Origin of the sequence: Legionella sp. PC1000, assembly GCF_014109805.1 — a bacterium.
Lineage (GTDB): Bacteria > Pseudomonadota > Gammaproteobacteria > Legionellales > Legionellaceae > Legionella > Legionella resiliens.
In genome coordinates this window covers 61,591-84,088 of the sequence record NZ_CP059400.1, presented here as the reverse complement: position 1 = coordinate 84,088, position 22,498 = coordinate 61,591, and the positions used below count along the sequence as shown (strand labels likewise).

Genomic DNA, 22,498 nt, shown 5'->3' with positions numbered 1-22,498 from the left:
TTTAATGTTAATTTTAGCACATTAATAAATACGGTAAGAGAAAAGACTCAACTTACTCGCTGCGTAAAGAGACTACCGGCTCCAATTTTGCAGCACGTCGTGCAGGGTAAAAACCAAAGAAAATTCCAGTGGCGGCTGAAACCAAAAAACCTGCTATAGGAGGAAGAAGATAGATTGAAAAATTCCAATCACTAAAATATGCCAGAATACGCGTAAAAATTAATCCTAAAATTACCCCAAGTACGCCTCCTAACAAAGAAAGCATAACCGATTCGACTAAAAATAAAGCTTGAATTTCGCTATTTTTGGCACCCACCGCTTTACGAATACCAATTTCTTTTTTTCGCTCGCTTACGGAAACCAACATAACATTCATCACGCCAATTCCACCAACCAAAAGCGAAATACCGCCGATTACAGCAAGTAATAGAGTAAAAATTTGCCCTTGATTTTCCATACTGGCAATAATTTGTTTTGCACTACGAGAAAAAACACTCAATTTGGGGGTCATTGAACCAATAATTTGTTTTATTTCTTCAATCACTTCATCTATGGGACTATCAGGTTTCAACTCCAGAACCACGTTATTTATCTTGGCATCTTTGCTAATCATACTAATCCCAGCCAATGGAATAATTGCCGCCTGATTGATGTCTTCATTGAAAAAGCCATTTTCCTTCCAGGGTTCCGCCACACCAATAATCGTATATAAAGATTGTCCTATACGTAATTGTTTTCCTATTGGATCGTCAAAGCTAATCTCTTTGATTTGCCGCGCTAAACCTGCGCCAATCACACAATAATGCTCATAAGACTCAACAAAAGAAACAAAATGTCCGGCAGCTAATTTAATATGAACAATTTTTGGCAAATGCTCATTGGCTCCTATAACTGCTCCCTGCATTAATTTTCCCTGAAAGCTCAAAGGTTGGTATGCGGTGCTATAAGGTGCCATATCGACAATATAAGGTATGCGTTCAGGCAACTGTTCCCATTGTTCTGCAGAGATTGACTCCATACTCCCTGAAGTTTTATCCGTCGTTTTTGGGTAAACAGAAATTGCCAATAAATCCGTACCTAACGCCTTGAATTGAGCTAATGCCTTTTCTGTAGCTAATTGACCACAACTAATTAAAGCAACAACCGCGGCAGTACCTACTAAAATTCCTAGAACGGCCAAAAAAGAGCGCAACTTGGCAGCGGTTAAATTAACTAACGCTTGCTGACAATGTCCGGCAAGATTCATGACTCAGTCTCCGCCATAACCATACCATCCACCAGAGTAATTTTTCGCTGGCACAATGCAGCGACCTGCTCGTCATGAGTAATCATAATGATACTGCGTCCTTGGGCGTGCAAACTTAAAAATAAATTCATTACTTCATTACCAGTACGTGAATCAAGCGCCCCGGTAGGTTCATCTGCCAGAATCACTTGTGGCTCTGTAACCAAAGCACGGGCAATGGCAACCCGTTGTTGCTGTCCACCGGATAATTGTGTAGGTCGGTGGTGTGCATATTGATGCATTCCTACTCGCTCTAGGGCAGCAAGCACCCTCTCCTTAGTTTCGGCAGGTCCGACGCTTCGATATATTAAAGGCAATGCCACATTTTGCATGGCAGTAAACCTTGGTAATAAATTGAATTGCTGAAAAACAAAACCGATATTTTGATTGCGCAGCTCGGCTGCTTCATCATCTGTTAACGCAGCAACATTCCGATTCTTCAAGAGATAGGTTCCTGCATCTGCCTTATCCAGGAGCCCCATAATATTCATCAATGTAGATTTACCTGAACCAGAAGCTCCTACAATAGCAAGCAAATCGCCTTCATATACTGTAAGCGATACTTCTTTTAAAATAGTACTGCTCACACCTTCGAGATGATACGTTTTTACAATATCAGTAAGCACCATTAATGATTGCTGAGTCTTCCTAACATCACCTAAATGCCGTGGATTTATTGCAGGATTCAAAAGTTTTTCAAGAATACTTGAGTCCTCTGCCAAATCCTCAGACAAGGCATTTGAATTGATTACGAGATCACTCATACACCACCACATCGCCGGCCTTTAAACCGCTCTCAACAACAACTGAATCTGCTTGTGCCGCACCTGTTGTAATCACTCGCTTTTCAATAGCGTCTGAATTATTCAGTAAATTAACGATACTTTGTCCTTTTTCCCGCTTTATCGCAGCAATAGGTATGATGAGTTGCTTGCCATTATCCACACTTAATTCAATAGAGGCACTCATGCCTACTTTGATCCATTGTTGCTGCTCTGGAGTCAATTTCTTAACTTCTACTACTGCTGTAAAAAAGGGGAGCCCATTGTTATTTGATGCTTGTGCATTTACTGCGACCAATTGCCCTTTTAATGGATATTTACCAAAAGCGACTCCACTCACTACTGCATTCATGCCTGCTTGAATTTGGGTTATATCGATTTCTGGAACATCAATTTCGATACTGATTCCAGATAAATCACCAATCAATCCAATGACTTGGCTCGACTTCACTGTAGAGCCCACGTTAACACGTACACTTTTATCCTCACCCGCTTTAGGAGGATACAGTAGTACTCCCTCTCTAGGTGATTTTAAATGAATCACATTATGCTTGGATGCCAAAATTTTTTTTATCTTATCAAAATCAGCCAAACTTAATGCAGACAAATTTTTTGGACTATTTTCATCAAGCTTTTCTAACATTTCAGTCAGTTTACGTGTAGACTGCATTAAAGTAACCCGAGCTGTATCCACATTAGATTTTTCACTCATGTAGTTGTTTTTGGATAATAAACCCGAGTCCCATAAATCCTGAGTTCCCACAAATTTGGCTTTTGCTATGGTGTAACTGTCTTTGGCTTTTAAGTATTCCGTTAATGTGTCATTAAACTGCCTTTGTAACTCCGTTGAGTTTAGAGTTAAAATCACCTCACCTTTTTTGACCATTTGTCCATAATGAAAATTCATTGTTTCAACCACTGCTTCCATTGGACTGGTTATGGTATTTTCATGTAAAGGCTGAACCGTTCCTGTAAAATGCAAGGTTTTATGGATTGTCTGTTCCTCGACTTTATATTGGTGTAACGCAACCGTTTTTTTCTTTTCATGATGACCGCATGAGGATAAAAGAAACCCGACTAATAATAAAATAACGACTTTTAATGTGTTTAAATAACTATTCATCCACCATACCTTAATTTAATTTGCCAATGATCAAGCGTTGTTCCCAGAGTCCTTTGTAAGTTTGATATCTGATTAAGATACGCAATTTTTGCATTAATTAATCCGGACTGGGCCTGAATCAGCTGGTTCTGCGTGTTGTTTACATCCAACGCACTGGATATACCTGCTTGTTGTTTTTTCTTTTCCAAAGCATAAGATTGCTCTGCAAGTTTCACTTGTTTTAAGGCCAATTGATAACGTTTTGCCAAACTTCTAATATTGTTTATGGTATTAGTGATATTCGTTATTAATGCACGTTTCGTTGCCAGTAAATTTAAACGGTCTTTTTCCAAGCGCACTTTAGCATTAATTAATTGACTGCGGCGACTGATATCATTCAAAGGCACGGTTAATGTCAAACGCGCTGCCTCGGTTATGTTATTTCCATTGTAAATGCCTCTCACCCCTCCATTAACGCCTGTCACATCGTTTAAAACACCACTTTGCACATTCCCTGACACATCCAATTGCCACAACTGTTGATTCTTGGCCACTTTATAAGCTCGCTCATCTGCGCGTAATGTCATTTTTTGTGCCAAATAAACGGTATTATGATTTAAAGCCTGTTCAATGGACTTCTGCAAATCTGGAACTGCAAGCTTATCTAAAGCAACATCACTAGGGACTGATATATGCATTTCTGGATCAAGGCCAATGATCTGCAAGAGATCCTGCGATGCGGTTTGAAATTCATTTCCCGCCTGCTCCACCATCAAACTTAACGATTCAATTTGGTAGGATTGCTGGATGTTGCCTGTTGGCTCTAATTGACCTGCCTTTATCTTTTTTTCATTAATTTCATACGATTTTTTTGCCTCTTTTAACTGCAAGCGCTGATTCTGTAAATTATTTCCGCTTAAAATAAGCATTCGATAAGCCATAAGAACTTGGGTGACTTGGTCCGCGACCGATTGCTGTAAATTTAATTTGTTTAACCATTCATTGTCTTCAGCATTTAAAAGCGCTGTTTCGTTTACTGCTTTTCCAAAGCCACGTAATAAAGGCTGGGTTAAGGAAAAATTCAATACAGGATTGTAATTATTATTATCATTGACGTTATTGTTTATCGATAAATTTGCTGTTGTACCTAGTTTTGTTTTCAAATTAAACTCAGGACTGCCTAATAGCGTATGAGTTGTATCGGTACCTACCCCATTAAACCTGCTTTTTTGGATTACCCCAGACGCACCCAAAGCGTATTGCAGTTCAAACTGATTGTGGGCCAAACGCAATTGATAACGTTGTACGATTCGATCCAGTTCGGCATTTTGGATGTTTGGGTTATAGCGTAAGGCCAACAAAATTGCTTCTCTTAGGCTCAAGTGATGTACGGTTTTATTACGTGCTGCAGGAGAAGTTGGCAATTCTATCCAGTTATGCAGCATAAACTCAGGATTCTCTATCGCTTTTTGCAATCGTTTTTCTGCTTGTTTTACCTGTAAATCTTCAGTAGCAGGGAGTGCCCAAACATTAAAACCAAATAGGTAAAAGACTAAGAAAAATATAAGTACGCTTCCTTGCCTCCGTCCCTTCCCCAGGACGGAGTGTGGGGATACGTAGTTACAAAAAAATAAAATTTGTATGTCTTTCTGTTTTCCAGATGAAAATATGGAGTTAAAGTTTTTAACTAACATCATTTTTTGTTCCAGACTGCAAATCGTTGCATATCCTGCAAACGTAATGCAGTGAGTTGGCCACCCCAAAGACATCCTGTATCTATTGCATGAATTTTGGGATGGGGACATTCCCCCATTAAAGCAGCCCAATGTCCAAAAACCATATCCACATCAATTTCTTTACGATGCGGTACTTCAAACCAAGGATAAAGACTTGCTGGCGCTTGAGCAATAGTTCCTTTATAACCCAACTCGAGCCGTCCTTGTGCATCACAAAAACGCATGCGCGTATAGTAATTGGTAATAACCCGAAGCCGGTCCATCCCTCTTAAATTATCAGACCATATTTCGGGTTGATTACCATATAAATGCGATAAAAAATCACGATAAGTGTCACCTGAAAGCACCTCTTCAAGCTCTTTAGCATATTGCATTGCCTGTGATAAATCCCATAAAGGACAAATTCCTGCATGACACATCGCCACCTTCAGTTCTGGTGAGTAATACAAAATGGATTGCTTTCTTAGCCAATGACCTAAAGACTCACCATCAACTGCGTCGATTACTTCGTGCAAAGTATCATCATGCCCCTTCCACGGCCTACCACCAAATAATGAGCCTAGTAAATGTAAATCATGATTACCTAAAGTCACTCTTGGCGTAATGGGTAAGGAACTAATAAAACGTAAGACAGCTAAAGATTCAGGCCCACGATTCACCAAATCGCCAACAAACCACAAACGATCTCTTTTGTCATCAAAATCGATTAATTCCAACAGTCGTTGCAAAGGCTCATAACAACCTTGTACATCACCAATTGCATAATCAGGCACCGTTTTTTGCTCCTGGCCTTAGCGCATTCCCTTCGTTTTCAACCTCTTGCCATTTCCCTGCTGCATCCAATTTTTGTAACGAACTTGCCAAGCTCATGTTTTGCTGCTGGATAAACTGACTGTTAAATTGTGCTTTATGAATCAATTCCGTGGCGGACATCGACTCTACTTTTCCAGTGCTTGGGTGAACTACTTTTACAGACTCAGGTAAAGCAAGCGTGTACTTGGAAAATACAATCCCGCTCTCCATTTGTTTTCTTGTCTCAAATCGACTTAACACACCGCCATCAGCAGCAAGACTGTGTAAACCTAAAGATAAAAATCCATTTTGTGCAGCTTGCCAATTTTTATACTCAGGATGTTCGCGTACAAATAATTGAAACATTTCAGCACACATCAGCATACCCCCAGGAACCATAAATAAGGGGGCTTTATTAATCATAATCTTGCCACCATCTAACGCTTTAATCATCCATTGGATAAACTCCATGCCTACAGCCTGTTCCTTCTCTAATAAGGTCTCTGGCTGGCCACCAGAAAAAGTCCCTGCACGATAACGCCCCCCGCCATGAGCAGGAGTCCCTCTCACCATAAACTCAAGTAAATAACGTTGAATTGCAATGGCTTCAGCTCGAATTAATATGGCTCCCAAAGTACCCGCAGAACGCTCATCTTCATTCAATAACGCAAGCCATACTGAAAGAACTTCTGGATTAGAGGCTATCCAGGCAAACCCACTGGTCGGCATTAATGTTTTTGCCATCAATATATTGAGGCGACGTCGAAATTCAATTTCCGGTTCTTTTTCAAACTCGTAAAAGTAATAAATTCCAGTGCTGGTTATATTTTCAAGTAAAGGATTCCATTCTTTTAAAAATTGACCGTTGGTGTCATAAAAACTAACACGGTAATCTACAAACAACTTACCTATCCCTTGGAGAATTGCAGCTGAAAAAAGTGCATATTGCCAAAGCTTTTGCTCTTCAGATAATGAATCAGGCTGGTCCTGTACCATAAATTCCTGGAAAAGGCTCAGTGCGGCTTCCGTACGGTTTAGTGCATGATCCACCAATCCACCTTGCTGGGAATAATAACTGTTTGCTGTCTCAGGTAAATTTTGGCAATAGTTAACCAGGTTATTGATAAGCGTGGCACATAAGCTATCATATCGCGCAGTTTCCAAGCCGGATAACATTCTCATCTTTTTCAGTAATACTTGTCTCTTGTCTTCCGACAAAAAGAGATTCGCATTAACAATGCGTGTTAAATCTTTTAAAGATTTACCATGTGTAGACAAGGAACCTTTACGTTGACGTTGACGATGAAACAAGGCCATCTCCATAATAATTAATAACTCCAAAATTGATAAATTATGTCCATGATGATTAATTTTACACTAATTGGAAATAAATTTCGCTAGTTGAACATATTCCGAAATAGAAATTTGTTCTGGTCGTTTACTTCCATCAATACCGAATGTGCTCAATTGTTCAACCGTTACTATTCCCTTTAAATTGTTATTAAGTGTTTTACGACGCATGGCAAATGCACTGGCTACCAGACGCTCTAACTGCGCTATAGAAACTTTTTCAAAGGGCGAATCGCGATGGGGAATAAGACGAACCATCGCTGAATCTACTTTAGGCTGTGGATCAAACGCTTCTGGAGGAACATTAAACAAATGCTCCACAGCACAATGGTATTGCAGCATCACCGTTAACCGGCCGTAGGCTTTACTACCTGGTTGCGCTGCCAAACGCTCTACTACTTCCTTTTGCAACATAAAATGCATGTCTTCTATGTATGGCGTAAAGTGCAATAAATGAATGAGCAAAGGTGTGGAAATATTATAAGGTAAATTCCCTACCACACGTAATTGGGGGCCAAATTGGCTGTAATCAAGGGTTAATGCATCCGCCGCAATTAAATGCAATTTATTCTGGGCAATAGGGCGTTCTGATAGATAATGGTGTAAATCAGTATCGATTTCAACCGCTGAGAGATGATTTAGGCGCCGCAACAAGAACTCAGTTAAAGCCCCCAAACCCGGACCAATTTCCAGCATGTTATCTTCTGCTTGCGGATTAATTGCTCGGACAATGTCATCAATAATATGTCGGTTTTGTAGAAAATTTTGGCCAAAACGCTTGCGTGGGCTGTGCCTCACCTTAATTCATCCCATAAAATAAAAGCTAATTATAACGCGCATCATCAATAAAAAGTAGCCTAGGAGTGGCGAAGGCGGATTCTGGTTTTCCATTACTGGTTGCGATATGTACCTGTAGCTCAAGTGAACAAATTTATATAGCATAAACTTCTTGATTTGGTGTAAAATTCGGCCACTATGAACAAGGCTGGGATCATTATGGCTTATAGAAAAATGTTAAAATCCAAAATTCATCGCGCTTGTGTCACTGAGGCGGATTTAGATTATGAAGGAAGCATTACTATTTCTCCGGAACTGCTTAAGGCAGCAAACATATTGCCTTATGAAGCAGTCAATGTCTGGAACATCACTGCCGGCACTCGATTTGAGACTTATGCCATCACGGGCAGACCAGGCTCTACGGAGATTTGCGTGAATGGAGCAGCAGCGCATTTGGTGACCCCAGGAGATTTAATCATTATCGCTTCCTTTACTCAAGTATTGGAAGAAGAATGTGCAACTATAGTTCCTACTGTAGTCTTTGTTGATCAATTCAACCGCTTAAGGGAAATTCGGCCTGAAAAAGTTGGATTTAAAAGCAAAGTGCTTGCTGAAGCTTAAAAATTTCTCTACGTACTGCGCATAAAGCGCAGTACGTAAGGGGAAGGTCAAGAACCATGTTAAATCACCTTCTAGAATTACGCCGCCGTGGATTGCAAACCTTAATATGGTTTGGCAGCTTATTTCTTATTTTCTTTTTTTTGGCTAACGATTTATATCGAGCTTTGGTTAGCCCACTGCTGCATACGCTTTCAGCTCAAGAAGGTTTAATTGCGACTCAAGTAACATCCCCAGTATTTACTCCCTTAAAACTCGCCGCTGATGCGGCTATGTTACTCAGCGCTCCTTTTGCTTTATTTCAATTTTGGCGCTTTATTAGCCCCGGCCTTTATCAAAGAGAACAAACTACGCTGCGTATTGCTCTAATCTTCAGCCTTGTACTTTTTCTCGCCGGAGTTTTATTTTGCTTTTATTTGGTTTTGCCGTTTATGTTTCACTTTTTTGCACACGCCTTGCCTAAAGGGGTGCGCTATATGCCTGACATGGCTTATGCTTTGGATTTTATCACCAGAATGCTTATGATTTTTGGCTTTTGTTTTCAGGTACCCTTGATTTGCTTTGTGCTGGTGCGTTTAAAAATCATTGAGGTCATGACGCTAAAAAAAATCAGGCCTTATGTCATCGTTGGAGCTTTTATTGTAGGGATGTTACTTACACCACCAGACGTTTTCTCACAAGTCATGCTCGCAACTCCACTTTGTTTTCTTTATGAAATAGGGGTTATTTTGGCGATTTATCTTATTTAACTTTTTGATTTTTAAATAAAAAATATGATCATTTAATAATCAGTTAATGTGTTTTATAATGCCCCCTGCTTTAACCATTTAGATGTGAGATGTACAAAAATGATAAGTAAAGAAGAGTTAATCCGTCAATATCGGGAAAAACAGCAACAAATCACGACACATAAAGAACAGTTGCTGTACTTAAAACAACAAAAAAGCGAAAAAGAAAGTGCTATAGCACTACTTAATAAAAAGAATAAAGCCATCATCGAAAATGAAGTCCCTGCAGCTTTAAAACTGGCTCAAATAAATGCCAGTCCATCAGTCGACTTAAATAAAGAAGATAAACAAGCTGTTTTGCGCTACCTCCAAGAGCAAGAAACTGCTTTGCGCAAAGTAGAAGAGCATAATAAAGAGCTTTTTGAGAAAACAAAAAAATTAAGTGCATTGCTGCAAAATGTTGGAGAACACCTGGCAGTCGGTTATGACCGAAATAAACTTGCTGAATTGGTTAATCATTCAGGTATTACGAGTACTAAGAATCCTAAAAACATCGGATTTGATTTATTATTGGAACTCCTTGAAGAAGAGAAAAGCAAATATACTTGGACCTTAGACTCAACCGATAAACGCAACTTATTAAGTGCTGTCTCTCACAAAGAGGAAAGCATCCAGTTTATTCTTGGTGTAGATGAACAGACCCAAAGGGAAATTTCATCTGCTCTAGAAGAATTAGAACAACTTAAATTAAAACTGGTGCGTAACTTTGATGAAAGAAACAGCTCTGCTGAAGCAGTTGTTCTACTTACTCAACAGATAATCCAGAAAGAAACCGTTACGATTAAAGAACTTGCAGACGAAGAAGAAGAGCTCGATCGACAAATTAAAATTATAGAAAAGCAAGAAGAGGAAACAAAACAACAACGGGAAAGTGAAGAAAGGGAAAAAGCAGAACAACGTGCAATTCTTGCTGAGAAGCTTGCCGGAATGCTTGAATTATACATCGATGATCGTAACAAACATTATCATACTAAGGATTTATTTATTTCTGAAGATAGAGATATTCGCGACCAATTTATTAAAGAAATCGGTAATGCAGAAAATGGCCTATTAAAAGCATATGTGGAATCAGGAAACAGTGAGGTAGTGCTTAAAAAAATTACTGCAGAAGTGGATAAATTTCCTGGCGCCAAAATGCAAGCGACTCTGAGTAAAATTGTAGTTACGTTAATCGAAGCCGATGCAAAACCTGAGGTTGTAGAAAATCTTTCTCAAAAAGCGGAACAGGTACTTCTAGCGTTCGAAACCAAGGATGGCCGGCATCGGGAGTATGCCCTGAAAATACGAAGTCTATATGGAACAATTGACGGCATAAAAACTTATGCAAAAGACTTATCCGAACATGAAAAAGAAATCATGAATCAGCTTTCTGAGGATCTTAAAAAGGATTTGGATCTATTTACCTATCAAAATCAGGAAAAGATTCCAGGAAAAGAGACCTATCAAAAATTTGAAATGAAATTTAAAGCAAAATTGCACAGTCAAGATGATGTTATGAGTGAATATTCGTCTTGGCCAGAAGTTGTATTCAATATTTTGTTGAGTCTTGCAACCATAGGTAAATTGATTTATTCGAAAGTGACAACTGGAAGAGCATCTTTCTGGTTCGATAAAATCGAAGACCAAAAGGAAGCCGAACTTCCTGTTGATGAAGCCTTAAAAGATATAGGTAATTTTTTAAGCGCTTAATGTGGATAACAAATTATGTAGCCTGAATACAGCACTCAGGCTACATATTATGTTTTATTTCAATTCAATTTTTCATGGGTAATAAGCCTGTTATATTGTATCATCCATTGTAAAATGTTTTTTATTACACCAATGAATACTTCCAATGAATTAAGGCTGGCTGCACATCTGCAAATTCAAGAACAACTACGCCAAAGTGCAACTCACCGTTTTAATGAAATCAATAAAAAATATACTGAATCGGGTTCTATATTAATAGAACAATTAAAAAAGATTATCCTCAAAAAATTATGCAGAATTCATAAATTAGCCCTCGTTTTAATTGACATACAAAATGACTTCGTACTGCAAGAGTTCGCTTTATATGTTCCCGCTGGCGAAAATACATTAATACGCAATATGGCCTTACTTGATGCACTTATTGAGCTTGTTGCACATTACCCTGAGCTGTGTCAGCAAATCGAAATCATTACCACTCAGGATGCACATGTTTTTGGACGAACCCAAGACCATGTTGATGCACAAATAATGGCTCAAGGTTATGGGCAAATACATACTCATAGAATCCTAAAAATTGAACGCCATGAATTACAACAGCTTAATCCGGAAAATGGACAATATGGATTACATTGCCTATGCGGAACAATAGGTGCCGCGATTTCACAGCCAATTGAGGAGCGGCTAAACATTCTGGAAAAAGAAATTTCGCTTTACCGTTTTGCTAAAATTAATTTCTCTGCACCTGAAGCAGGAATGAAACTTAAGGAAGGAATTGATTTAAGTGATCCAGGTTTTTTAAAAGAGATGGATCATATTTATGACAAGGATGCTCTGCCTTTCCTCCAATTTTTCCGAAATAAATCTTATAACGAACTATTCATTACCGGGATTTGCGGAAATATTTGTGTGCAACAAGCAGCCGAAGGGCTGGCAGAAGCAGGAGAAAAGGTAAGTGTAGTTGATCCCTGCGTGCATTACCTGGTTATCCCAAACTTGAGTTCTTATGACGACGTATGGTCAACCGTTCAAAAATCTTATGCTGTAAAAGGAATAAATTCGATTGAACTTGCTGATTTTCAATCAAATCCTGAATGGGCCCAATCAAAGAAAACACCGGTTACTTAATAATGAACTCACCTTAACTATGTAGTTCTTCTAGCTGGGTGAACATACAGGGGCACCCAGCCTCACAATTTAAGCAAATAAATAATTAATACCTAAACGAGCAATTTGACCATTGAAACGTGAGGTCGTACTTACTGCGTTAACAAATAATGGGTTTCCTGCATCAGGACCACCATTAATTAGACTTGTCAGGGGAGTAGACCGATACTTAAGAGAGTCTAAATCATAATACAAATATTCCAATTTTGTGCTCCACTGTCCTTGAAATCTCCATTCTAAAGTGCCCCCTACTGTCCACCCATTCTGTATAGAGGAAGAGCTTCCATTGCTTGTAAATGTCCTCACCAAATTGTTTGCAGTTCCAAGATAGCTCTGAGTTAGATCCGTATCTGAACGAATTCCTCCATAAGCATAACCACCTGTTGCGGCAAAGAGTAGTGAAGGAGTAGCCAGAACCCCTATACGCGCTCGTACTGTCCCTAAATAATCAATACTCTGAGTCAGGGATAGATTAGACGCTATTCTTGAAGTCCTAAAAGTAGGAATTGCCACGACTTGTTGCGCAGCAACTGCCTCCGTTCCAGGCGTTATACCTTGAATATCAGCCTCCACCCCCAAAACAAATTGATTGAAAGAGTATAAATAGCCAATTTGTCCTCCTCCGATAAAACTGTCTTTATTTGATGAGAAAGAAGAGGTGCCGGCAGTTACTGAGGTAGCTGCTGCCAATGCCGAAGTGCTGGCAGCAGAGGGTAAAGTACGAACCGTAGAAAGACGAGCATGCGCCTCGTTATGTGTATTTGCATAACCCCCATTAATTCCAGCATAAAACCCAGTCCAACCTGCAACTGGAACAGGTGCTGCTGTAGGACAAGAGCCCACCCCAACCATACAGACTATTAAAGAAAATTTAATAAAATTCATAAAGATAAATTGAAATTTAACCTAATGAAAATTCTATCACGGAGTTTTTCACAATCCAATTAAACTAATATTTATTAATTACCCGCCCTTATTTTTCTCTTTTACATGTTCTCGAAACTTCAAGCTAAATTCACTTCTACCGATATATCAATCAAGATGCTCAACAAAGAGGCTTATATGAATAAAATCGCGCAATTTAATATTGGGGATTTAGTGATTCACAAAAGCAGCCGCTACAGAGCAATCGTAGTGGATGTTGATCCTTTATTTCAGGCTTCTGGACGTTATAATCCACAAGCACATAAGCGTGAATTTGCTACTCGAAATCCGTGGTATCGCTTATTGGTTGATGACAGCAGTCAAATCACCTATGTTGAAGAATGTATGCTCATTGCCGACACAAGCCAAAGGCCAATTAACAACCCACATATCCACTTTTATTTGAAAGAAAATGAAGGGCATTACAGGAGTGCAAGTCCTACACACTAAACGCTGATTTGTAACCTGGGTGCAGCGAAGGGGAACCCGGGATTGAGAGTTTTATTCTATGATCAAAATCCCGGCTCCGCTTCGCTGCACCCAGGTCATTTTTTTATGTATTCCTTAAAATTAAGACTAAAAGCGCAACAAAGCCAATCAAAACAAGAGCCAATACACCCATAGTATAAAAACTTTTGTTTAAATTTTCCTTGCTAAATTGCTCAGGACGGCCTTTGATTGCGCGGTACAAAATGAACATGATCAGCCCGGCGCCCATAAGACCCAGAATTTGATATAAAGTCTCCATAAAACTCTTCCTTATTTTGCTTCAAAACTAAATGCATCCGAAAATAAACGAGCTGAGGAAACACCATTACTTACCAATACATCACGAGTACTGTATACCATATCAAAAGGTCCACTGATAACGATTTGCCATTCACCAAGATCTTGTGGATGCTTGCTCAGTACAATAGAAGCGAGAGGTACAGTATTATCCTCAGAAACCGAAGAAAAATATTTAAAATGGCTTACATGAGTCTGCCAACTTGTTACCTTTTCATCCATGTATAAATCATTTTGCAACCGTGCACCCCAAAACAATTCAAAAGCTCGAGTATCTGAAGCAGATAATAACTGCTCGATCATCGCTTTTACAGGGGCAAAGCCAGTACCGCCTGCAATAAATAATATAGGGAGTTGCGGATCCAAATGTTTTATGGAGCACTCACCAAAAGGCAGGCGGATGTTTACAAAACCATATTCCTTGATATGGGCAAATAATCGCTGATTGTAGGGATTTTCCAAGCTATGGCGTATGTGAAGCTCATATTTATGGGAGCCTAATGGAGCATTAGCAATAGAATAGCTAAATGCTTCTTTACCGAAAAGAATTTGTAGATATTGTCCCGCTTGATAATCAATGTATTTTTCAGGAGTTAAAATCAAGCGCATGATGCTGTCTGTCAAGGGTGAAATATCCTCTACCAGAGCTTTAATTGTTTTTTCCTTCATTCATCTAACCCCAGAGAAGACCAATAACCATTGACTTTTTTTAATATTTCTTCATCCATAACAATGGGCTCCCCCCATTCTCTTTGTGTCTCACCTGGCCATTTGTTGGTTGCGTCCATTCCTATTTTTGAACCCAAACCTGATACAGGTGAAGCAAAATCCAGATAATCAATCGGTGTATTTTCCATCATGACTGTATCTCGTGCAGGATCCATACGTGTAGTCATTGCCCAAATCACATCCTGCCAATTTCGCGCATCAATATCATCATCACAAACAATGACAAATTTGGTGTACATAAACTGTCTTAAAAAAGACCATACTGCCATCATGATTCGCTTCGCATGCCCAGGATACTGTTTCTTCATTGTGACTACAGCCAAACGATAAGAACATCCTTCTGGGGGCAAATAGAAATCAACAATTTCCGGGAATTGTTTTTGCAATAAAGGGATAAACACCTCATTTAGCGCAACACCTAAAATAGCAGGCTCATCAGGCGGCCGGCCAGTGTAGGTACTATGATAAATCGGCTCATTTCGATGGGTGATGCGTTCTACAGTAAACACTGGGAAAGTTTGTACTTCATTATAATAGCCCGTATGATCTCCATAAGGCCCTTCTGGCGCCTCTACTCCAGGCTCTAAATAGCCCTCTAAAATAATTTCCGCACTCGCTGGAACATGCAGCTCATTCCCAATACATCGTGTGAGACGCGTGCGTTGACCTCGTAATAATCCGGCGAAAGCATATTCAGACAAAGTATCAGGTACAGGGGTCACTGCAGCAAGTATGGTTGCAGGATCCGCGCCTAAGGTCACTGCAACGGGAAAACGTTCCCCGGGATAAGCTTTTTGCCATGCCTGATAGTCCAATGCACCACCACGATGGGATAACCAACGCATGATTAATTGATTTTTGTTTAATACTTGCTGCCGGTAAATTCCCATGTTTTCACGTGTTTGATGAGGCCCTTTAGTGGTTACAAGCCCCCAGGTTATTAATGGCGCCGCATCTTTAGGCCAGCAGGTTTGAATCGGTAACGAATTAAGATCTACCTCATCTTTTTCCCAAACATGAGTTTGGCATTCTGCACCGCTTACATATTTTGGTGCCATATTGAATGCCTGTTTTAACAAAGGGAGCTTATTAAAAGCATCCTTAAATCCTTTGGGTGGATCAGGTTCTTTTAAAGCAGCCAATAATTTGCCTACCTCTCTCAATGCACTGATGTTTTCTTCGCCCATTCCCATAGCCACACGCTCAACGGTACCAAATAAATTGGTCAGAACGGGCATTTGATGGTTTGGAGTATTGGTAAAGAGAAGGGCTGGGCCGCCTGAACGCAACACCCGATCACTGACTGCGGTCATTTCAAGATAAGGCGATACGGGATAGGATATGCGTTTTAATAAATCACGTGATTCCAATTGCGCAATAAAATCTCTTAGATCAGAGTATTTCATTAATAATCCCCTAGAGAAACTTCACTGCCATTAAGTTAAACCCATGTTGAGTAAAATCGTCATCCTTATGTAGGCAGAGATCCAACTCTAATCGAACCCAAGCCAACTCAGGAATGGATATTCCCGCTTACGCGGGAATGACAAATTTCTTAATTAAATGGCAGTGAGCACAGCCTAACCCAGGATCTCATCGATGGACCCGGGCTGCATTTAAGACGCTTAGATACTTAAATTATTCTTGACGCTTCATCGCATCAAAGAATTCGGCATTGGTTTTGTGATTCTTCATGCGCTCAATCAAGAACTCAATCGCATCACACTCATCCATAGATTGCAGGATTTTGCGCAATATCCAAGTACGTTGTAGATCTTCTGGAGATAATAACAGATCTTCACGACGTGTACCCGAACGGTTGATATTAATTGCAGGGAAGACACGACGTTCAGAAATATTACGACTCAAGTGAATTTCCATATTACCCGTTCCCTTGAATTCTTCGTAAATCACTTCATCCATTTTAGAACCGGTGTCTACCAGAGCTGTAGCAATGATCGTCAGGCTGCCGCCTTCTTCGATATTTCGTGCAGCACCATACAGACGCTTAGGTCTTTGTAACGCATTGGCATCAACACCACCAGTTAATACTTTACCCGATGAAGGAATTACTGTGTTATAAGCTCGGGCCAGGCGAGTAATCGAATCAAGTAAAATCACCACATCACGCTTGTGTTCAACCAAACGCTTGGCTTTTTCGATCACCATTTCCGCAACTTGAACATGGCGGTTTGCAGGTTCATCAAAAGTACTGGCAACCACCTCACCTTTTACAGAACGTTGCATTTCAGTTACTTCTTCAGGACGCTCGTCAATTAATAATACAATGAGATAACATTCAGGATAATTTTTTTCTATAGAGCGTGCGATGTTTTGCAGCATTAATGTTTTACCCGCTTTGGGAGGGGAAACAATCAAACCACGTTGTCCGCGACCAAAAGGAGCACATAAATCGACTACCCGCGCGGTCAAATCTTCAGTACTGCCATTTCCTTGCTCCATTACTAAGCGCTCTGTAGCAAATAAAGGAGTAAGGTTTTCAAATAAAATTTTTCGTTTGGCACTATCAGGTGAATCATAATTGATTTCATCAACTTTCAACAAAGCAAAATAACGTTCACTGTCTTTAGGAGGACGAATTTTACCTGAAATAGTATCACCAGAACGCAAACCGAAACGTCTGATTTGGCTGGGTGAGACATAAATGTCATCGGGGCCTGCCAAATAAGAACCATCGGCAGAACGCAAGAAACCAAAACCATCAGTCAGGACTTCTAAAACACCGTCACCGTGGATGTCTTCGCCTTTTAAGGCGTGCGCCTTAAGAATGGCAAAAATAATTTCTTGTTTGCGCATACGGGAAGGGTTTTCGACACCAATCTCTTGTGCGATGTTAAAAAGATCGGCAATAGGCAATTGCTTAAGTTCACTAAGATTCATACTTCTCACTTGATTTGTTGATTAATTGAATTGGGTATCCGGGAAAATATTATTTAAGAATGCAGCTAAGGATTCTGCTGCCTATGTGACATATTTATATTATATCACATATTGCAGACAGGCTATCACAGCTTTAGTAAAAGGTACAACATTTTTTATATATAAAATAAAAAATTAAACGTGACTCTCAACAAAAGCACTTAATTGAGATTTTGAAAGCAAGCCCATTTTAACTGCTTCAACTTGGCCGTTTTTAAATAAAATCAATGTAGGAATACTCATCACACCAAACTTTGCAGGAGTTTGTGGATGCTCATCGATATTAATTTTGGCAAAAGTTACTTGCTCACCATGAGTAGCAGCTACTTCTTCCAATATAGGCGTCAATGCGCGACATGGGCCACACCATTCAGCCCAAAAGTCAACTAATACAGGCTTATTTGCATTGATTACATCCTGTTCAAAGCTTGCATCTGTTATCGTTTTAATAAGATCACTCATGTGTCAACCTCGGTTGTTTAAAATTCGTTAATTGCCAAACACTCTCTTTGCATGAAGAAATACGCATATTTGACATAGCTTGAATAAAAAATCCTCTGAAAACTCACACCATCTTGCTCGAGTCAAAAGACTGTTTATTCAATCTACACAAATCGGCTATATCCTCAATTTTTACATTAAGAGAAACCGGCTGCAACTTCTATTATAGATCACCACCCACTGCTTGCAACATACTCAATGCAGTAATCGCAGCGGTTTCTGTGCGTAAAATTCTTGGACCTAAGGATAAAGACTGAAATCCATGCTTGTGAGCTAATTGAACTTCATTATCACTAAGTCCCCCTTCAGGACCAATAAGCAAAGCAATAGCATAGGGTCCGATCGTGTAATCTTTCCAGTTTTTATCCTCGCCCGGATGTAAAATCAATTTTAATTGAGCTTGAGTCTCACCGATGTAATGCTCAAGTGTAACAGTAGGATATACTATGGGAACTGTATTTCGACCCGATTGTTCACACGCAGCAATAACAATTGCCTGCCATTGAAGAAGTTTTTTGGTCATTCGTTCCTTATCTAACTTGACCACACACCGCTCTGTAATGATGGGAGTAATGCTAGCTACACCGAGCTCAACGGCTTTTTGCATTACAAACTCCATACGCTCTCCCTTGGAAATAGCTTGTGCCAAGTGGATAGCTAATGGCGACTCACGGCTCACGTCGTTTATTGAGCCTATGACCACAGTAACTTGTTTTTTCTTCACAGCTTCTATTGTTGCATCAAACTCACGATCATCACCACAAAATAAAGTAATATGCTCACCAACCTGCATGCGTAAAACGACGCCGACATGCTGACTCGCTTCTGGAGATAATTCTAAAAGTTGACCTGTATGGTAGTTTCCAGGTTGATAAATGCGTACCGCTCTCATGTGTTTATTGACTCTGTAACTTAGTCTCGCTATATGAAGAACAATTCTTGACTCACTCCCCACGTTCTGCGGCTTGTCCGCAGAATCCAGAAATGATACCTATCTTGGATCCCGCGGACAAGCCGCGGGACGTAAAGTGCATTTCTTTAACTAATGGGGGTATAACCCTCACTGAGGGCAGCGAAACTGCATTCAACTACTTCTTTGTACTGCCCAATACTATAACAAAAATTACTTATTTTTACCCTATGTGGTAGAATTTTTTATTTCACTAAACCCTGTAAGGAAATTAAAAATAATGAGCAAAACACGTATTGAATCTGACAGCATGGGTGAAATTGCTGTTCCTGCCGATAGGTATTGGGGTGCACAGACTGAGCGGTCGCTACATCACTTTAATATAGGCAAAGACATTATGCCACGAGAAGTCACCCACGCTTTTGGTATCTTAAAAAAAGCTGCAGCCTTAACCAACCTGGACTTAGGTAAATTACCGAAGGATAAGGCTGATTTAATTATCCAAGCCGCTGATGAGGTCAGCAAAGGCATGTTGGACGCTCATTTTCCTTTACATGTATGGCAAACCGGAAGCGGCACTCAATCCAATATGAATGCCAATGAAGTCATTTCAAATCGTGCTATTGAGATAGCAGGTGGAGCAATGGGTAGTAAATCGCCGGTTCACCCTAATGATCATGTGAATATGTCTCAGTCTTCGAATGATACATTTCCAACCGCTATGCATATTGCAGCAGCTATCGCCTTCAAGAATAAACTAATCCCGGCAGTAAAAAACTTGCGCGCTGCCTTGGCTGTTAAAATGACGGCATTCAAAGATATAGTTAAAATAGGTCGAACTCATTTACAAGATGCAGTGCCACTTACCTTAGGTCAGGAATTTTCTGGCTATGTCGCCCAGCTTGATGCCTGTATCCGTCGACTTGAGGACGCATTACCCGAATTATACGAATTGGCAGCAGGAGGAACTGCAGTAGGAACCGGGTTAAATACCCATCCCCAATTTGCAACCAAAGTAGCAGAGCACATTGCTCATATAACTCAATTGCCGTTTGTTACTGCAAATAATAAATTTGCTGCCCTGGCCTCCCATGAGGCTTTAGTTAATGCCCACAGTGCCATGAAAGCACTGGCATGTGCTTTAATGAAAATTGCGAATGACATCCGATGGCTAGCTTCTGGCCCCCGTTGCGGCATTGGTGAATTAATCATTCCAGAAAATGAACCCGGATCGTCTATTATGCCTGGAAAAGTCAATCCAACCCAATGTGAAGCCATGACTATGGTTTGTGCTCAGGTTCTGGGGAATGATGCAACTGTGGGAATAGCCGACAGTCAAGGTAATTTTGAGCTGAATGTATTTAAACCCGTCATCATCTTTAACGTACTTCATTCGCTTAATTTATTAACTGACACCTGCCGTTCATTCCAAGAGTTTTGTGCAGAAGGAATCGAAGCCAATCATAAGGTTATTGACTACTACCTGCATCACTCCTTAATGCTCGTCACCGCCCTTAATCAACATATAGGTTATGACAAAGCAGCTAAAATTGCTAAAACGGCTCACCAAGACAATTCTTCCTTACAAGAGGCAGCAGTCAAGCTTGGTATTTTAACAGCGGAACGCTTTGCTGAATTGGTAAGACCAGAAAAGATGATTGGACCAGAGTGATGCAAATCTCTTGAAAAATTATGCTGTTCTATTGCATAGTTGGCCTGTTAATTTGAAAGTATGCTCTCTCTATAAGGAGAGTTTACCAAATTGAATCAATTTAACTCATTCGGGAGCAAAAATGGATTTTTGCTTTTAATAAAGTAATGCAAGGACGAACTTCTTTAACAAGTTTATAGAAAAATAGGGTTCAAGTATGAAGCAAAAAAGAATTATTCATTTGGCACAAAAATCTGAGCCAATGGATCATAAAAACGCAAGGACATCCCATCAAAATATCGAAAAAACAGGTAAGAAAAAAATGAGTTTTTTTGGGGATCGTGCTTCCAGACAATTTGTGAAAGATGAAATGATTAAAGACGGGCTGGATTCAATGCACATAAAAATAGAAATGGAAGAAGCGCGCAAAGCCAAGGAAGATGAAACAAAAAATTTTACACCCTGGTAATTTTAACATATAGGGGTTGAGCACTGCCCAACCCCTACCTCTAAGCACTAATAAACTTCTGCAGCCTCAATACCTTCGCTTCCAGCCTTTGCAAACAGAAAAGCCAACTTAGATACTTATTGTATTACAGGAATTTGTGGCGCAGCATTGCGTTTAGGACCTGGAGTTGATCTTTGAGTAGGATCTTTTGAAGCATAACTCTTTTGCGCTTTAGGTTTATTTACTGTTTGCTGTTGGGCCTCTGTGTTCATCTTCCCATAACCCTGGGTGTTCGTTTGTTCTGAACGTTGCATGTCCATGCATGCACACAATCCTAAAGATAAAGCAATACCAAAACCTAACTTAAGTGACTTTAATTTTATCATATCTAGCTCCCTGCTTCGTTAATTTGAAAGATAAATATAAATTAAAAAATTTAAAATCACCACCTAAATTCAACAAGAATTTTTTTTTCTACCAAAAACCCATATAATCGAATCAACTCTTGTCAAATAAAGGACTTATTATGATTTATCCCAATATCCTTGCCACCATAGGACAAACTCCTGTAGTAAAAATTAATCGCCTCGGTCATGATCTTGATTGTGAGCTGTATGCAAAATGTGAGTTTTTTAATCCAGGCGGCTCTGTTAAAGATCGCATTGGGTATGAAATGGTGGTAAATGCAGAACGCGAGGGTCATATCAGGCCTGGCTATACATTGATTGAGCCTACCTCTGGAAATACAGGAATAGGTATTGCGCTGGCAGGTGCTGTATTAGGCTACAAAGTAATCATTACCATGCCCGAAAAAATGAGCCAAGAAAAACAATCTGTGCTTGAGCGATTGGGAGCAAAGATTTATCGTACCCCAACAGAAGCAGCGTATAATGATCCGGAAAGCCACATTTCTTTGGCTAAAAGGCTGAATGCGGAAATTCCTAATTCCTATATTCTTGATCAATATGCCAACCCCAATAACCCAAATGCCCATTATCGCGGCACTGCTCAAGAAATTATTGATGACTTTGGCAAAGACTTGCATATGGTTGTTGCCGGAGTAGGAACTGGAGGAACAATTACAGGGATTGCCAAACGGCTTAAGGAACATAATCCGCAAATTAAAATTATTGGCGTTGACCCTGAGGGCTCGATTCTTGGTGGTGGAACCGAAATTAAGCCGTATGCAGTAGAGGGAATAGGCTATGATTTCTTTCCAGAAGTTTTAGATAATAGTTTAATTGATCAGTACATTAAAACGAATGATCTGGATTCATTTCGAGCGGCAAGAGATTTGATTCGTGAAGAAGGCTTGTTAGTAGGAGGCTCTTCAGGAGCTGCCATGTGGGCTGCGCTGCAGGCCGCAAAATCCTTGGGTAAGGACCAAAAATGTCTGGTTATTTTACCGGACTCAATCCGCAATTACATGTCTAAATTTGCTAATGATGAATGGATGAAAAAACACGGGTTTATGTAAGCGAACGATTCGGAGCAGAATTGCATCACCCAGATTAATTCTGCTTCAT

23 protein-coding genes are annotated in these 22,498 nt (G+C 39.9%); 8 read left to right on the top strand and 15 right to left on the bottom strand.

The window, feature by feature from the left end; all coding sequences use genetic code 11:
* Positions 1–52: 52 nt before the first annotated feature.
* The 7 genes from FOLKNPGA_RS00380 to rsmA form a co-directional block, all read right to left on the bottom strand.
* Positions 53–1,246, bottom strand: coding sequence for an ABC transporter permease (locus FOLKNPGA_RS00380; protein WP_182351231.1), 1,194 nt, complete (start codon positions 1,244–1,246; stop codon positions 53–55).
* The gene (locus tag FOLKNPGA_RS00375) at positions 1,243–1,914 is read right to left on the bottom strand and encodes an ABC transporter ATP-binding protein (protein WP_182352709.1); all 672 of its coding nucleotides are present in this window, start codon (positions 1,912–1,914) and stop codon (positions 1,243–1,245) included. The genes FOLKNPGA_RS00380 and FOLKNPGA_RS00375 overlap by 4 nt, the downstream gene beginning before the upstream one ends.
* A gap of 127 nt (positions 1,915–2,041) precedes the next feature.
* Positions 2,042–3,190 (bottom strand): efflux RND transporter periplasmic adaptor subunit, encoded by a 1,149-nt coding sequence (locus tag FOLKNPGA_RS00370; protein WP_182351230.1) that lies wholly within the window; start codon positions 3,188–3,190, stop codon positions 2,042–2,044.
* Positions 3,187–4,866 (bottom strand): TolC family protein, encoded by a 1,680-nt coding sequence (locus FOLKNPGA_RS00365; protein WP_182351229.1) that lies wholly within the window; start codon positions 4,864–4,866, stop codon positions 3,187–3,189. The genes FOLKNPGA_RS00370 and FOLKNPGA_RS00365 overlap by 4 nt, the downstream gene beginning before the upstream one ends.
* On the bottom strand, positions 4,863–5,678 hold the full coding sequence (locus tag FOLKNPGA_RS00360; RefSeq protein ID WP_182351228.1) for a symmetrical bis(5'-nucleosyl)-tetraphosphatase: 816 nt from the start codon (positions 5,676–5,678) through the stop codon (positions 4,863–4,865). Before FOLKNPGA_RS00360 ends, FOLKNPGA_RS00365 begins: the two co-directional genes overlap by 4 nt.
* Entirely contained in the window at positions 5,671–7,020 is a 1,350-nt protein-coding gene (locus tag FOLKNPGA_RS00355) for a TraI domain-containing protein (protein ID WP_182351227.1), read from the bottom strand. The genes FOLKNPGA_RS00360 and FOLKNPGA_RS00355 overlap by 8 nt, the downstream gene beginning before the upstream one ends.
* A gap of 54 nt (positions 7,021–7,074) precedes the next feature.
* Positions 7,075–7,845 (bottom strand): 16S rRNA (adenine(1518)-N(6)/adenine(1519)-N(6))-dimethyltransferase RsmA, encoded by a 771-nt coding sequence (gene rsmA / locus FOLKNPGA_RS00350; RefSeq protein ID WP_182351226.1) that lies wholly within the window; start codon positions 7,843–7,845, stop codon positions 7,075–7,077.
* 198 nt (positions 7,846–8,043) lie between these two features.
* On the opposite strand from rsmA, the gene panD reads away from it, so the two are divergent.
* The 4 genes from panD to FOLKNPGA_RS00330 all read left to right on the top strand — a co-directional run bounded on the left by panD (position 8,044) and on the right by FOLKNPGA_RS00330 (position 12,044).
* Complete coding sequence (gene panD / locus FOLKNPGA_RS00345; RefSeq protein WP_182351225.1) at positions 8,044–8,445, top strand: aspartate 1-decarboxylase; 402 nt, start codon at positions 8,044–8,046, stop codon at positions 8,443–8,445.
* Positions 8,446–8,501: 56 nt separating this feature from the next.
* Positions 8,502–9,191 carry a twin-arginine translocase subunit TatC gene (gene tatC / locus FOLKNPGA_RS00340; RefSeq protein WP_182351224.1) on the top strand — a complete coding sequence of 230 codons (690 nt, stop codon included), beginning with the start codon at positions 8,502–8,504 and terminating at the stop codon, positions 9,189–9,191.
* 99 nt (positions 9,192–9,290) lie between these two features.
* Positions 9,291–10,919 carry a hypothetical protein gene (locus FOLKNPGA_RS00335; protein WP_182351223.1) on the top strand — a complete coding sequence of 543 codons (1,629 nt, stop codon included), beginning with the start codon at positions 9,291–9,293 and terminating at the stop codon, positions 10,917–10,919.
* Positions 10,920–11,033: 114 nt separating this feature from the next.
* Complete coding sequence (locus FOLKNPGA_RS00330) at positions 11,034–12,044, top strand: cysteine hydrolase family protein (RefSeq protein ID WP_255466021.1); 1,011 nt, start codon at positions 11,034–11,036, stop codon at positions 12,042–12,044.
* A gap of 69 nt (positions 12,045–12,113) precedes the next feature.
* Here FOLKNPGA_RS00330 and FOLKNPGA_RS00325 read toward each other — a convergent pair whose 3' ends face one another.
* The gene (locus FOLKNPGA_RS00325; RefSeq protein ID WP_182351222.1) at positions 12,114–12,968 is read right to left on the bottom strand and encodes an outer membrane protein; all 855 of its coding nucleotides are present in this window, start codon (positions 12,966–12,968) and stop codon (positions 12,114–12,116) included.
* Between the two features lie 177 nt (positions 12,969–13,145).
* Between FOLKNPGA_RS00325 and hspQ the strand changes: the two genes are divergently transcribed.
* Positions 13,146–13,457 (top strand): heat shock protein HspQ, encoded by a 312-nt coding sequence (gene hspQ, locus FOLKNPGA_RS00320; protein WP_182351221.1) that lies wholly within the window; start codon positions 13,146–13,148, stop codon positions 13,455–13,457.
* Positions 13,458–13,560: 103 nt separating this feature from the next.
* Here hspQ and FOLKNPGA_RS00315 read toward each other — a convergent pair whose 3' ends face one another.
* From FOLKNPGA_RS00315 to FOLKNPGA_RS00290, 6 genes are all read right to left on the bottom strand, one after another.
* Positions 13,561–13,755, bottom strand: coding sequence for a hypothetical protein (locus tag FOLKNPGA_RS00315; RefSeq protein ID WP_182351220.1), 195 nt, complete (start codon positions 13,753–13,755; stop codon positions 13,561–13,563).
* Between the two features lie 11 nt (positions 13,756–13,766).
* Positions 13,767–14,462 (bottom strand): NAD(P)H-flavin reductase, encoded by a 696-nt coding sequence (locus tag FOLKNPGA_RS00310; RefSeq protein ID WP_182351219.1) that lies wholly within the window; start codon positions 14,460–14,462, stop codon positions 13,767–13,769.
* Positions 14,459–15,928, bottom strand: coding sequence for a 4-hydroxy-3-polyprenylbenzoate decarboxylase (gene ubiD / locus FOLKNPGA_RS00305; RefSeq protein ID WP_182351218.1), 1,470 nt, complete (start codon positions 15,926–15,928; stop codon positions 14,459–14,461). Before ubiD ends, FOLKNPGA_RS00310 begins: the two co-directional genes overlap by 4 nt.
* Before the next feature lie 232 nt (positions 15,929–16,160).
* Positions 16,161–17,423, bottom strand: coding sequence for a transcription termination factor Rho (gene rho / locus FOLKNPGA_RS00300; protein WP_182351217.1), 1,263 nt, complete (start codon positions 17,421–17,423; stop codon positions 16,161–16,163).
* 174 nt (positions 17,424–17,597) lie between these two features.
* On the bottom strand, positions 17,598–17,924 hold the full coding sequence (gene trxA, locus FOLKNPGA_RS00295) for a thioredoxin (RefSeq protein ID WP_019232745.1): 327 nt from the start codon (positions 17,922–17,924) through the stop codon (positions 17,598–17,600).
* Between the two features lie 202 nt (positions 17,925–18,126).
* Positions 18,127–18,855, bottom strand: a complete 729-nt coding sequence (locus FOLKNPGA_RS00290) for a 16S rRNA (uracil(1498)-N(3))-methyltransferase (protein WP_182351216.1) — start codon at positions 18,853–18,855, stop codon at positions 18,127–18,129.
* 298 nt (positions 18,856–19,153) lie between these two features.
* On the opposite strand from FOLKNPGA_RS00290, the gene fumC reads away from it, so the two are divergent.
* Positions 19,154–20,545 carry a class II fumarate hydratase gene (gene fumC / locus FOLKNPGA_RS00285; protein ID WP_182351215.1) on the top strand — a complete coding sequence of 464 codons (1,392 nt, stop codon included), beginning with the start codon at positions 19,154–19,156 and terminating at the stop codon, positions 20,543–20,545.
* A gap of 196 nt (positions 20,546–20,741) precedes the next feature.
* On the top strand, positions 20,742–20,993 hold the full coding sequence (locus FOLKNPGA_RS00280; RefSeq protein WP_182351214.1) for a hypothetical protein: 252 nt from the start codon (positions 20,742–20,744) through the stop codon (positions 20,991–20,993).
* Positions 20,994–21,109: 116 nt separating this feature from the next.
* Here FOLKNPGA_RS00280 and FOLKNPGA_RS00275 read toward each other — a convergent pair whose 3' ends face one another.
* Entirely contained in the window at positions 21,110–21,358 is a 249-nt protein-coding gene (locus FOLKNPGA_RS00275) for a hypothetical protein (RefSeq protein WP_182351213.1), read from the bottom strand.
* 140 nt (positions 21,359–21,498) lie between these two features.
* Between FOLKNPGA_RS00275 and FOLKNPGA_RS00270 the strand changes: the two genes are divergently transcribed.
* On the top strand, positions 21,499–22,449 hold the full coding sequence (locus FOLKNPGA_RS00270) for a pyridoxal-phosphate dependent enzyme (protein WP_182351212.1): 951 nt from the start codon (positions 21,499–21,501) through the stop codon (positions 22,447–22,449).
* Positions 22,450–22,498: the final 49 nt, after the last annotated feature.

Bases quoted from the DNA above. Each gene is read 5' to 3' on its own strand.
- FOLKNPGA_RS00270 (WP_182351212.1), top strand. From the start codon at position 21,499: ATGATTTATCCCAATATCCTTGCCACCATAGGACAAACTCCTGTAGTA.
- ubiD (WP_182351218.1), bottom strand. From the start codon at position 15,928: ATGAAATACTCTGATCTAAGAGATTTTATTGCGCAATTGGAATCACGT.
- FOLKNPGA_RS00370 (WP_182351230.1), bottom strand. From the start codon at position 3,190: ATGAATAGTTATTTAAACACATTAAAAGTCGTTATTTTATTATTAGTC.
- FOLKNPGA_RS00375 (WP_182352709.1), bottom strand. From the start codon at position 1,914: ATGGTGCTTACTGATATTGTAAAAACGTATCATCTCGAAGGTGTGAGC.
- fumC (WP_182351215.1), top strand. From the start codon at position 19,154: ATGAGCAAAACACGTATTGAATCTGACAGCATGGGTGAAATTGCTGTT.
- tatC (WP_182351224.1), top strand. From the start codon at position 8,502: ATGTTAAATCACCTTCTAGAATTACGCCGCCGTGGATTGCAAACCTTA.
- FOLKNPGA_RS00310 (WP_182351219.1), bottom strand. From the start codon at position 14,462: ATGAAGGAAAAAACAATTAAAGCTCTGGTAGAGGATATTTCACCCTTG.
- FOLKNPGA_RS00365 (WP_182351229.1), bottom strand. From the start codon at position 4,866: ATGATGTTAGTTAAAAACTTTAACTCCATATTTTCATCTGGAAAACAG.
- FOLKNPGA_RS00355 (WP_182351227.1), bottom strand. From the start codon at position 7,020: ATGGAGATGGCCTTGTTTCATCGTCAACGTCAACGTAAAGGTTCCTTG.
- FOLKNPGA_RS00275 (WP_182351213.1), bottom strand. From the start codon at position 21,358: ATGATAAAATTAAAGTCACTTAAGTTAGGTTTTGGTATTGCTTTATCT.
- FOLKNPGA_RS00325 (WP_182351222.1), bottom strand. From the start codon at position 12,968: ATGAATTTTATTAAATTTTCTTTAATAGTCTGTATGGTTGGGGTGGGC.
- FOLKNPGA_RS00315 (WP_182351220.1), bottom strand. From the start codon at position 13,755: ATGGAGACTTTATATCAAATTCTGGGTCTTATGGGCGCCGGGCTGATC.
- FOLKNPGA_RS00290 (WP_182351216.1), bottom strand. From the start codon at position 18,855: ATGAGAGCGGTACGCATTTATCAACCTGGAAACTACCATACAGGTCAA.
- trxA (WP_019232745.1), bottom strand. From the start codon at position 17,924: ATGAGTGATCTTATTAAAACGATAACAGATGCAAGCTTTGAACAGGAT.
- FOLKNPGA_RS00380 (WP_182351231.1), bottom strand. From the start codon at position 1,246: ATGAATCTTGCCGGACATTGTCAGCAAGCGTTAGTTAATTTAACCGCT.
- FOLKNPGA_RS00330 (WP_255466021.1), top strand. From the start codon at position 11,034: ATGTTTTTTATTACACCAATGAATACTTCCAATGAATTAAGGCTGGCT.
- FOLKNPGA_RS00280 (WP_182351214.1), top strand. From the start codon at position 20,742: ATGAAGCAAAAAAGAATTATTCATTTGGCACAAAAATCTGAGCCAATG.
- hspQ (WP_182351221.1), top strand. From the start codon at position 13,146: ATGAATAAAATCGCGCAATTTAATATTGGGGATTTAGTGATTCACAAA.
- FOLKNPGA_RS00335 (WP_182351223.1), top strand. From the start codon at position 9,291: ATGATAAGTAAAGAAGAGTTAATCCGTCAATATCGGGAAAAACAGCAA.
- rho (WP_182351217.1), bottom strand. From the start codon at position 17,423: ATGAATCTTAGTGAACTTAAGCAATTGCCTATTGCCGATCTTTTTAAC.
- panD (WP_182351225.1), top strand. From the start codon at position 8,044: ATGGCTTATAGAAAAATGTTAAAATCCAAAATTCATCGCGCTTGTGTC.